Raw genomic sequence first — 10,904 nt, 5'->3', positions numbered from 1 at the left:
CGGCGCGCCGCCCTCGTTGGTGAGGCGTATATAGTCGGCAGCCGTCCAAAGTGTCAACAACCATTTCCGTCTTTTTTACGGAGAACTGTTACCCTTTCTGCGTCCCAGTTCAGGGTGCACCACACCATGTCTTAGGTACGATTTGTTACCTCTGTCTCCGGGCTGGACAACTTCCGGTAGACCGGCTGGATTGCCACGATCCGAAGGTTCCCACCATGAAAATTTGAACCGCACGGGACCAGGAACTCACCTGCCCCCATGCGGCGGAGCCGTCTCCGGTCCTGTGAGCTTATGTGGGAACAAAACAGGAAAATTCAAGGATCATGGCTGGAACCATTCGGCCCGGCTGTTAGTTCCATCAGCGAAGAACGGGACCGCCGAGCGAGCGTCGCAGCGCGACAGGCCTGAGGCCCTCAATAAGTCCTTCAGACCAATATCGGTCGACGACCGCAGGGCGCTGGTGCCGTTCTGGGCGCAAACAGGGAGATTCACCATGAAAGTCGCTGAGATAATGACCCCCAACGTCCATCTCGCCAGTCCTGACGAGTCGCTGCAGAAAATCGCGAAACGAATGGCGGTTGACGATGTCGGATTCCTCCCCGTCGGAGAAAACGACCGACTCGTCGGAACGATCACCGACCGTGACATCGTCGTGCGTGCGGTCGCCGAAGGCAAAAACGGCAACGCGACGGTCCGCGACGTGATGACTGAGGATGTCAAATACTGCTTCGAGGACGAAGATATCGAGCACGTCGTCCAGAACATGGGCGATATCCAGGTCAGGCGGTTGCCTGTCCTCAATCGCGACAAGCGCCTGGTGGGCGTGGTCTCGCTCGCGGACGCGGCGCTGAAGGAAGATCCGGCAACCGTCGGCATCGCGATGTCCGGCGTGGTCGTACCCGGCGGCGCACACGCGACGTAAGCGTGTTGCCCGGCAGGCGAGATCGGACTGAGTTCAGCGGCCCGCATTAGCGCTGTCGCGTCTCAAAGCGACGGCTCGACCGGCCCTAAATCCGGCCTTCCTGTCATATTGCCCGGGAGCGTCGATGATGCTCCCGGCTGCACCAGTATCTTGCACGTTTCCGCTTGCGCTCTTGGCCGTGGCTCAGAGCTACGATTGGGCGATGTCAGTTCGGTGCCACCGCGGTATCGCCCAGCACCACACCCTTGGCAGCCTGTTCGATGACCTCGGCTACGGCCTGCGGCTGGGTAAGGAACACCACATGGCTGCCTTTGACCTCGGTCGTGACCGCCCCAATGCGATCGGCGGTGCTCCGAAGCAGTTCGGGCGCAATAGCGCCGTCCTCAGTCGCGACAACGTACCAGCTTGGCTTGGTCTTCCACGCCGCCGTCGTCACCTTGGCCTCAAGCGCCTTCATAGCGATCGGCACCTGGGAGTCGCGCAGGGAATGCGGCGTCGGCATTGTTGGCATCCCCGGCAAAGCCGGCCTTAAACGTCTCAGTCTTCAGGCACGCGAAGCCATCGGGCTGCACGTCAGGCTGAAAGTTCGGCGGCGGAGGAACCTCGGCATATTGGTCCAGCGTGGATTGACCGACATCTGGAGCGAAGGCAGCGACATAGACGAGGCCCGCAACATTGGCAGCGTCGCCGGCTGGTCGTAGACGCCTCGCCATCCAGTTCCGTCGGCAAAGGCGCCGTGGACGAGAATGATATTGCGGAGCGGCGCGCTCTGTGCGTCGGCAGCAGTTGCCGAAAGCGTCAGCGCACCGACGGCGATCGCTAGGGATTTGATCATGGCAGTTTCTCCAGTTGGACTTTGCTGTTGATAGGACAATCATGATCTACCCCCAAGGATGTGGCTTCATTATCGAGTGGATTCGGACATCAATGTCTCAAAATGAGAGACAATCCGAATTTGCTGGAGGACTCATATGCTGCGCGACTTCAGCGATACGGTCGCTTTCGTAAAGGTGGTGCAGGAAGGGAGCTTCACAGCGGCGGCGCGCATGCTCAAGGTGCCGAAGACACGGGTCAGCCGAAAGGTGCAGGAGCTGGAATCCAGACTGCACACACAACTGCTGAATCGGACAACGCGCAGCCTGAAGCTGACTGAAGCGGGCGCGGTATATTTCCAGCACTGCGAGCGAGTCGTGAAGAATCTGGAGGATGCGGAGAACGCAGTGGCGGAGTTGCAGCAACATCCGCGCGGGTGGCTTCGGATTACAGCCCCGTACTGGCTGGCAACTCGCGTCCTCGCTCCGCTGCTCACCGAGTTTCGCCGCTTCTATCCAGAGGTGTTCCCGCAATTGCTTCTTGGGCACGAGGTCGTCGATCTTGTCACCAAGGACATCCACGTCGCTTTCCGGCTCCAGGAAGGCACCCTGCCCGATTCCACGCTCACGGCTCGGCGGCTCGGCGCATTACCGATGGGCATCTATGGAGCCCCGACCTACCTGGAACGTGCGGGAATGCCACAGCATCCTTCGGAGCTGGCAGAACATGCCTGTCTGTTGACAGAATTCTATTTCAATCGTCCGGCTGTAGAATGGCCCCTGTCGAGCGGCGGCGAGCAGTCCCAGTTCAAAGTACGAGCAGTGGCCGTCGCCAGCGATCCAGAGGCTCTTCACGGGTTCCTGCTGGAGGGAGTTGGCCTGTTCATGACCAACCATGTGCGCGTCAAGTCGGACGTTGCGGCTGGAAGACTGGTTCGTGTCCTGCCCGAGTGGGCAGGGCCCGAACCGACCCTCTATGCGATCCGGCCAGGAGGCGGCGTTCAGCCGCCCAAGGTTAAAGCATTCTTGGACTTCCTCATTCCGCGGCTCGACTTGAAGAGGATTGATAGCAAAGGGAGGCACATCTGAAGCCGATCCTGCGCACCAAGCGCTTCTTCCGCCGCATCGCCGGACGTTAAACTGACCCACTACCCCCTTTTGCAGTAGCCGGCTGATGCAGTTTGACTCAGGCGTAGCCCTACCAACGTTACGCCGATTTAATGTGCAAGCGAGCAGGAGAATTGCCATAAAGCTTTGATATCGACGAGTCATCCTGCGTGTCGGAGTGTGCCGTCGCGTCTACTTCACCTTGGGAACCGTAGGCGGTATATTTGCCAACCGGAGCGCCGATGGCCACCTGGAAACAGATCGTATTTGCACTTGTGATCCTCGTCGCGGCTGCGGCCGCCTGGGTTCGCTTTTTTCCAGGCGCGCCGGATGTGCTGGCGCGCTGGGGCATCGACTGGGCTTATGCCGCAACGCCACCAACGGGCGCCGTCGATAACGCCGGGCAAGCAGGCAGCAGCAACGCCGCCGGCCAGCGGGTGACTATCGTTGCATTGCCGGCGTCCGCCGCCATCATCAACGATCGCCTGCAGGCGATCGGCACCGGCCGCGCCAACGCCTCGGTGACGGTCAATCCCTACAGTTCCGGCCGCCTCGTAGAATTCCTGGTCGAGTCCGGCGCGCATGTCGAAAAGGGGCAGGTGATCGCCACCCTCGATTCCGACACCGAGGTGATCGCACAGGACCGCGCCAAAGTTGCTTTGCAGGACGCGCAGGCCAAGCTCGTCCGGGTCAAATCGCTGCGGGCTTCCAACGCTGCGACAGCGGTCGCCGTTGCCGATGCCGAAGTGGTGCTGGCCAATGCCAAGCTGGCGCTTCGGGATGTGGAACTGGCCTTGCAGCGCCGCTCGATCGTCGCACCGATCGCCGGTGTCGTCGGCATCCTGCCGATTGCCGCCGGCAACTATGTGACCAGCCAGTCGGCGGTCGCCACCCTCGACGACCGCTCCAGCATACTGGTCGAATTCTGGGTGCCGGAGCGCTTCGCCGCCGCCGTCAAGATCGGCGTGCAATTGTCGGCGACGCCGATTGCCAATCCCAACAAAGCCTATACCGGTACGGTTTCCGCTATCGACAACCACATCGATGAAGCCAGCCGTACCCTCCTGGTCAAGGCAAAGATCGCCAACCCGGCCGATTCGCTGCGTGCCGGCATGTCCTTCCAGATCTCCATGAAATTCCCCGGCGACAGCTATCCGGCGGTCAGTCCGCTGGCGATCCAGTGGGGTTCGGACGGCGCCTATATCTGGGCCATCGTGGACGGCAAGGCCAAGCGGGTGGCCGTGCGCATCATCCAGCGCAACACCGAGACCGTGCTGATCGACGCCCCGATCGTCAGCGGCGACTTGGTGGTGACCGAAGGCACCCAGAGCGTCAGCGAAGGCGGCGAGGTCCGCATCGCCGGCGAAGAACAGCGCGCCGCGGACGCCGACGGCTGATGACCGCAACCAACAACGCCGCCGGCGACACAGGCTTCACCGCGCTGTTCATCCGCAGGCCGGTGATGGCCTTGGTCTTGAACACGCTGATCGCGGTCGCCGGCCTTGCTGCCTTCTACGGTGTCGAGGTCCGCGAACTGCCTGATGTCGATCGCGCCGTCGTCACCGTTAACACGACCTTTGAAGGCGCTGCGGCCGAGACCGTCGACCGCGAATTGACCGACGTGATTGAGGGCGCGGTCGCCCGCGTCTCCGGTGTGAAGTCGATCTCGTCCACCTCGTCCTTCGGCACGAGCCGCGTCACCATCGAATTCAACGACGGCGTCGACCTCGACGTCGCCGCCTCCGATGTGCGCGATGGCGTTGGCCGCGTCGTCGACCAGATGCCTGACACGGCGGATGCGCCGCGCATCGTCAAGGCCGACGCCAATTCCGAGCCGGTGATGCGGCTGGCTGTCACCTCCGACACAATGTCGGTGCAGGACATGACGGTGCTGGTCCAGGACCAGATCGAGGACGAGCTTGCCGCCGTGCCCGGCGTTGCCGACGTCCAGGTCTATGGCGACCGCGACAAGATCTTCCGCATCGATGTCAACCAGAACAAACTTGCCAGCCTGGGCTTCACCGTCGCCGACCTGAGGACAGCGCTGGCTTCGGTCGCTTTCGATTCGCCGGCCGGTTCGATCACCACGACCAACCAGGACCTGATCGTGCGTCCGACGGCGGACGTGACCACGCCGGAGGAGTTCGAAAACATCATCATCGGCGGCACGACCCGCATCCGCGACGTCGCCACCGTCACGCTCGGCCCCGACATCGGCCAGACCACATTGCGCTCGAACGGCAAGACCGGCATCGGTCTCGGCATCATCCGCCAGGCGGAATCGAACACGCTGGATATTTCGACCGGCGTCAGGGCCGCGGTCGCCACGCTGCAGGCGGATCTGCCCCAGGGCATGTCGATCAAGGTCACCAGCGACGATGCGGTCTTCGTCAACGGCGCGGTGCATGAAGTCGAAATCGCACTCGGCCTGTCCGTCTCCATCGTGCTGATCGTCATCTACGTGTTTCTCCTCGACTGGCGCGCGACGCTGATTCCGGGGCTTGCGATGCCGGTCGCCATGATCGGGACGATCGCCGCCATCTATCTCGCCGGCTTCTCGGTCAACATATTGACGCTGCTCGCCCTGGTGCTGGCGACGGGCCTGGTCGTCGATGACGCCATCGTCGTTCTCGAAAATATCGTGCGACGACGCAACGAAGGCATGGGGCCACGCGCCGCGGCCGTGCTTGGCGCCCAGGAAGTGTTCTTCGCCGTCATCGCCACGACGCTGACGCTGGTCGCCGTGTTCGTGCCGATCTCCTTCCTGCCCGGCCAGACCGGCGGCCTGTTTCGCGAATTCGGCTTCGTTCTCGCAATATCGGTGCTTCTGTCCGCCGTCGTGGCGCTGACCTTTTGTCCGATGCTTGCCTCGCGCATGCTGTCGGTCGCGCCGCTTCATCACGAAGGCGGCAGCGGCATCGGCGCCCGCATCGGCGGCGCGCTGAACAGGCTCTACCGGCGCTGCCTGCGCACCTGCCTCGATGCGCCGTGGATCGTGCTCCTGGTCGCGCTGCTGTTTGGAGCCACCGCCTTCACGCTGTTCGGCACGATTCGCCAGGAACTGACGCCGACCGAGGATCGTGCCGTCGTGCTCATGCGCGTCGACGCGCCGCAAGGCGTCAGCCTCGACTACACGACGCAGCAGATGCAGAAGATCGAAAAACTGATCCAGCCGCTGCGCGATTCCGGCGAAATCCGCAACACCTTCGAGAGCGCCGGCCGGAACGGCGCCTACAACGCCGGCTTCATGGTGATGACGCTGGCGCCATGGGACGAGCGCGACCGCAGCCAGCAGCAGATCATGGCCGACATCAGCCGGCTCACCCGGCAGGTGCCGAGCGTGCGCGTCTTTCCGATACAGCCCAACAGCCTCGGTATTCGCGGCGCCGGCAACGGCCTGCAGTTCGCGCTGGTCGGCAACAACCGTGCGGCGCTCGGCGACGCTGCGGTGAAGATCATCGCCGAGATGCAGAAGGATCCCCGCTTCCAGTCGCCGCGGCTCTCCGTCGACCCGACGCAACCCCAACTTTCCGTCGCCATCGACCGCGAGCGCGCTTCCGACCTCGGCATCGACATTACCGGGCTTGCCGATACCTCCCAGGCCATGCTCGACGGCAATGATGTCGTCGACGTCTATATCGCCGACCGCAGCTACGGGGTGAAGCTAGTCTCGACGACCAACCCGATCAACGATCCGACCGATTTGGAGAACATCTTCCTGAAGACGGCCGACGGCCGCTTCGTGCCGATGTCGACCATCGCCACTTTGACCGAGCGCGCCGTGCCGCCCTCGCTGACCCGCGAGCAGCAGCAGCCGTCGGTGGCGATCACCTCCAACCTCAGCGGCGATTTCGCACTCGGCCAGGCGCTGACCCGCGCCGAGGCAATCGCCACACCGCTTCTGCCGCCGGGCAGCCGCATCGTTCCGTTGGCCGAGGCGGCGACGCTGGGTGAGACCAACAGCGCCATGATCACCATCTTCGGCTTCTCGCTGGTCATCATTCTTTTGGTGCTCGCCGCACAGTTCGAGAGCTTCGTCAGCGCGGTCATCATCATGGCGACGGTGCCGCTCGGTCTTGCCTGCGCGATCTTTGCCCTTTTGCTCAGCGGCACCAGCCTCAACGCCTACAGCCAGATCGGCCTGGTGCTTCTGGTCGGCGTGATGGCCAAGAACGGCATTCTGATCGTCGAGTTCGCCAATCAGTTGCGCGACCGCGGGCTCGGCGTGCGCGAGGCGATCGAGCAGGCCTCCACCATCCGGCTGCGGCCGGTGGTGATGACGATGATCTGCACCGTGCTCGGCGGTGTGCCGCTGGTGCTGGCGAGCGGCGCCGGCGCCGAGGCGCGCATCGCGCTCGGCTGGGTGATCGTCGGCGGCCTGGGTTTGGCCACCGTGTCGACGCTGTTCCTGACGCCGGTCGCCTATCTCCTGCTCGGCCGCTTCGTCACGCCCAAGGTGGAAGAGGCATCGCGGCTGAAGCGCGAGCTCGAGGAAGCCGCCTACACCAATGTCGACCCGGCGGAGTAGGTTCGCGTCAGGCAGCCTTCAACATCGCGGCGGGAAGGTGTTCTCGGGCATCCAGCACCTCCATGCCGACGATGTGACCCTCAGCATCATAGTCGAGGACTATGCCTGCGGAAACTTCCTCGCTTTCCTGAATCGCTTCCGAGGAAAAACGGATGTAGGCAGCATTAGCTTCCGGGTCATATTCGAGTTTGAGTGTCATTTCGGCCTTCTCGCCCCGCGATCGAAGTAGACAGACAGTATACGGATTTCCTCAGGCGTTACCACACAGACGACGCGCAGGATGCGATTGCCATTTTCGGGCACCCGCTTGTACAGACGTATCACCGAGGTGTCTTTCACATCCGCCGCTTGCCAATCCGGTTCCCACACAGCTCGTTCGATCCAGCGTTGTCGAGCGAACGTTCACGAATGACTGTCTCGGCATGGTTGGTATACAGCAGCGGGCGTTTCGCAATCATTCCGCAGCCATATCCCGATCAACACCGTGCCGCCGGGCCCGGCCAGTCAGCCAACACGCGCCCCATCGCCTCGGTTTAGGCACTTTACCCGTGGCAAGGAATGATCGTACTTCGGGAAGCCTTGTCAACGCGAGCCATTTCGTCTGGACAAGGGGGCAGGAGCGAGGGAATTATCCGGAGGAAATTGCAATGAGCTATCTGGACGAGCTGTTTTCGGTGGCCGGCAAGACCGCGCTGGTGACCGGGGCTGCGACCGGCATCGGCCGCATGGCTGCAACCGCTTTGGTCAGGGCCGGCGCAACCGTGATGATCGCCTCGCGCAAGGGCGAGGATTGCATCAGGGTTGCCGGCGAACTGAACGGCCTCGGCGGCTCCGGCCGGGCCGAAGGCTTTGCCGGCGATGTCTCCAGCGAAGCTGGCATCGCAGCGCTGGTCGATGAGGTCAAGGCGCGGGCCGAGCGGCTGAACATCCTGGTCAACAATGCCGGCGTTTCCTGGGGCGCGCCGCTGGAAAGCTTCCCCTACCATGCCTGGGCCAAGGTGTTCGGCGTCAACGTCACCGCCGTCTTCCATCTGACGCGCGAGCTTCTGCCGCTGCTCGACGCCGCCGCCAGCGATGCCGATCCGGCCCGGGTGATCAATCTGGGTTCGGTGATGGGCACGCAGCCATTGGCCGACGACGCCTACTCTTACGCTGCGTCGAAGGCTGCTGTTCATCATCTGACGCGCACCTTGGCGATCGAGTTCGCCGCCCGCCGCGTCACCGTCAACGCGTTCGCGCCCGGCCCCTTCCAGAGCCGGATGACCGCCTTCGCCACCGCGACCGAGGACCAGGCCAAGCATGTCGGCGGCCATGTTCCGATCGGCCGCATCGGCGCGCCGGATGACATTGCCGGCGCAACGCTCTATTTGTGCAGCCGTGCCGGCAGCTATGTCACCGGCGCCATCCTGCCGATCGATGGCGGGCAGTCGGTGCAGCATGGGCTGACACTGTTCAAGGAATGAAGCCGCTCGCGTTCCGGACGGTTGAAATGGAGGACATCAGCGTGGAACCGATCAGTCTCGATGTGCTTCTGGCCAGCGTCGGCAAGGAAGTCGGCGTGTCGCCCTGGCGGGTGGTCTCGCAGCGCATGATCGACCAATTCGCCGATGCCACCGACGACCACCAGTTCATCCATTGCGATCCGGAGCGCGCCAAGCGCGAGACGCCGTTCGGCGGCACCATCGCGCATGGCTTCCTGTCGCTTTCGCTTTTGTCGGCGATGACCTTCGAGACCATGCCGCCGCTCGAAAACAGCAAGATGGGCGTCAATCATGGCTTCGATTCGCTGCGCTTCCTGGCGCCGGTGAAGACCGGCGCGCGCATCCGCACCCGATTCGTGCTGGCCGACGTCAAGGTCAGGCCGTCGGGCTGGGTGCAGACGGCGCATGATGTGACCATCGAGATCGAGGGGTCGAAAAAACCGGCGCTGACCGCGCGCTGGCTGACGCTGACATTGATCGAACGCCAGCCAGAAGCGGCTTGAGTGGCGAACGCTGGTAACCCTGTTACGGCGATCATCTTGTCCGATTCCGTACAGCGTATATAATTTAGCCAGCCACTAACAATAAAGGCAGGCGAAAATTGCCGCTCAGCGTCCAGACACGCCGCGAGAAACAAAAGGCCGAACTGCGCTCCGAACTTGTCGATGCGGCGCACAAGCTCGTGCAGGAGGAAGGCTATGAAGGCCTCACCATACGCAAGCTGGCCAAGCGCGTCGGCTATGCACCGATGTCGGTCTATTCCTATTTCGCCGACAAGCAGGACATTCTGTTCGCGCTGGCCGAGGATGCGTTCGAGACTCTGGCAAAGCGTATCGAGGATCACCCGGCCGACGATCCGATCGAGGCGCTGCGGGTGGTGATGACCGAATACGCGGCCTTCGGCCTTGGCAACCCCAACGAGTATCGCACGGTGTTCATGACCGAAAAGGTCAAGCCCCCGGAAGGCAGGAACTTCGCCGAGATGCAAGAGGGCAACCCGTTGATGAAAGTGCTGATCAATAGGGTCGAGGCCTGCGTTGCCGCCGGCAGGCTGAAGGGCGACCCGCGCGCCATCGCCACCATGCTATGGGCGGTCGGTCACGGCACGATCTCGCTGCTGATCACCTTTCCTTTCTATCCGTTCGGCGACCAGCAGGCTTTCGTCAAGCGGATGTGCGACTTCACGCTTGCCGCGCTGGCCACCCAGGACGTGCCGCCGCTGACCGAGACGCGGGTCAACTGCTGCTGAAAGGTTCCTTCGGTTTCGGGTACCTGAAGATCGTGTACGGCACGGGTGAACGGCGCCGCGTGCGCAACTCGGCGCGCGCTGGTGCGACGCGATTCCCAACATCCACATAAAATTTTCGTACATGTACGACTTCTGGCTTGAACCCTCTGATTGCCGGGTGTATATGTACGCTTTACCGTACATGTACGGAAAATTCAGCGGTTGAACTGGAGACAGAAGATGAGAAAGCCGATCTTCGCCCTCGCGGCCGTCCTGGCATTCTCGGGCGCGGCCTTCGCCGGCCAGAGCCAGCCCGGCAAGCAGGCGCCGGCCGCAGCCTGCGCCGACATCAACATCGAGCTCGATTGCGACGCGACCGGATCGGTCGAAAAGTCAGGCTCGGCCACTCGCAACGGCTCGACTGAAAACAAGGGCCCGCGGCTCGGTATCGACATCGATCCGTGGATCGTGCCAAGCACGTTCTGAGGTTCGAAGACAAAAGGGCGACAGGAAATCCTGACCGCCCGTTTTCGTGGCCATTTCAGCCCGGCGCCGCTGGAGCCCGATGGAAGCTATTTCCTTCGCTTCTTCATTCCGGCCACGATCTTGGCCTTGCCGGGTCTTGCGGGAGCACCGGAAATGGAGGTCCCGGTGATTGACACGGGATCACTGGCCGGAAACGTGTCCTCAAGCCCTTCCTCGAGTTCCTCTTCAATGTTTGGTTCTTGGTGCTGCTCGTGTTCGAACGAGCGCACGGCCGGCGTCTTCTGGACCGGTGGATTCGGCGCCGATTTCGACGGCATCGACATTCTCCCTCGACTTGCTC

The 10,904-nt window shown here is 62.6% G+C and carries 12 protein-coding genes; 8 read left to right on the top strand and 4 right to left on the bottom strand.

Annotation, left to right across the window (positions count from 1 at the left end; translation table 11 throughout):
• Nucleotides 1–493 precede the first annotated feature (493 nt).
• Nucleotides 494–922, top strand: a complete 429-nt coding sequence (locus tag AC0L14_RS32065) for a CBS domain-containing protein (RefSeq protein ID WP_473548526.1) — start codon at nt 494–496, stop codon at nt 920–922.
• A 205-nt stretch (nt 923–1,127) separates the two neighbouring features.
• On the opposite strand, the gene AC0L14_RS32060 is transcribed toward AC0L14_RS32065, so the two are convergent.
• Nucleotides 1,128–1,424, bottom strand: coding sequence for an alpha/beta fold hydrolase (locus AC0L14_RS32060; RefSeq protein WP_473751892.1), 297 nt, complete (start codon nt 1,422–1,424; stop codon nt 1,128–1,130).
• 42 nt (nt 1,425–1,466) lie between these two features.
• On the bottom strand, nt 1,467–1,757 hold the full coding sequence (locus tag AC0L14_RS32055; RefSeq protein ID WP_473751890.1) for a hypothetical protein: 291 nt from the start codon (nt 1,755–1,757) through the stop codon (nt 1,467–1,469).
• A gap of 136 nt (nt 1,758–1,893) precedes the next feature.
• On the opposite strand from AC0L14_RS32055, the gene AC0L14_RS32050 reads away from it, so the two are divergent.
• The 3 genes from AC0L14_RS32050 (at nt 1,894) to AC0L14_RS32040 (ending at nt 7,369) form a co-directional block, all read left to right on the top strand.
• Nucleotides 1,894–2,823, top strand: coding sequence for a LysR family transcriptional regulator (locus AC0L14_RS32050; protein ID WP_473751889.1), 930 nt, complete (start codon nt 1,894–1,896; stop codon nt 2,821–2,823).
• A gap of 260 nt (nt 2,824–3,083) precedes the next feature.
• On the top strand, nt 3,084–4,238 hold the full coding sequence (locus AC0L14_RS32045) for an efflux RND transporter periplasmic adaptor subunit (protein ID WP_473751888.1): 1,155 nt from the start codon (nt 3,084–3,086) through the stop codon (nt 4,236–4,238).
• Nucleotides 4,238–7,369: an efflux RND transporter permease subunit gene (locus AC0L14_RS32040; RefSeq protein WP_473751887.1), complete on the top strand. Its 3,132-nt coding sequence runs from the start codon at nt 4,238–4,240 to the stop codon at nt 7,367–7,369. Before AC0L14_RS32045 ends, AC0L14_RS32040 begins: the two co-directional genes overlap by 1 nt.
• Nucleotides 7,370–7,376: 7 nt before the next feature.
• On the opposite strand, the gene AC0L14_RS32035 is transcribed toward AC0L14_RS32040, so the two are convergent.
• Complete coding sequence (locus AC0L14_RS32035) at nt 7,377–7,568, bottom strand: DUF2283 domain-containing protein (RefSeq protein ID WP_123151247.1); 192 nt, start codon at nt 7,566–7,568, stop codon at nt 7,377–7,379.
• Between the two features lie 448 nt (nt 7,569–8,016).
• Here AC0L14_RS32035 and AC0L14_RS32030 point away from each other — a divergent pair, with 448 nt between their 5' ends.
• From AC0L14_RS32030 to AC0L14_RS32015, 4 genes are all read left to right on the top strand, one after another.
• A complete protein-coding gene (locus AC0L14_RS32030) occupies nt 8,017–8,832 on the top strand; it encodes an SDR family oxidoreductase (RefSeq protein ID WP_473487974.1) in 816 nt (271 codons plus the stop codon).
• 26 nt (nt 8,833–8,858) lie between these two features.
• Entirely contained in the window at nt 8,859–9,353 is a 495-nt protein-coding gene (locus AC0L14_RS32025) for a MaoC family dehydratase (RefSeq protein ID WP_029348059.1), read from the top strand.
• 98 nt (nt 9,354–9,451) lie between these two features.
• Nucleotides 9,452–10,099: a TetR/AcrR family transcriptional regulator gene (locus AC0L14_RS32020; RefSeq protein ID WP_473487975.1), complete on the top strand. Its 648-nt coding sequence runs from the start codon at nt 9,452–9,454 to the stop codon at nt 10,097–10,099.
• Between the two features lie 219 nt (nt 10,100–10,318).
• A complete protein-coding gene (locus AC0L14_RS32015; RefSeq protein WP_473487976.1) occupies nt 10,319–10,564 on the top strand; it encodes a DUF680 domain-containing protein in 246 nt (81 codons plus the stop codon).
• A gap of 86 nt (nt 10,565–10,650) precedes the next feature.
• Here AC0L14_RS32015 and AC0L14_RS32010 read toward each other — a convergent pair whose 3' ends face one another.
• A complete protein-coding gene (locus tag AC0L14_RS32010) occupies nt 10,651–10,881 on the bottom strand; it encodes a hypothetical protein (protein WP_292182999.1) in 231 nt (76 codons plus the stop codon).
• Nucleotides 10,882–10,904 lie beyond the last annotated feature (23 nt).

It is taken from the genome of Mesorhizobium sp. WSM4841, assembly GCF_055811515.1.
Note: the sequence above shows the minus strand (reverse complement) of the source record. Positions and strands in the feature narration are given on the sequence as shown.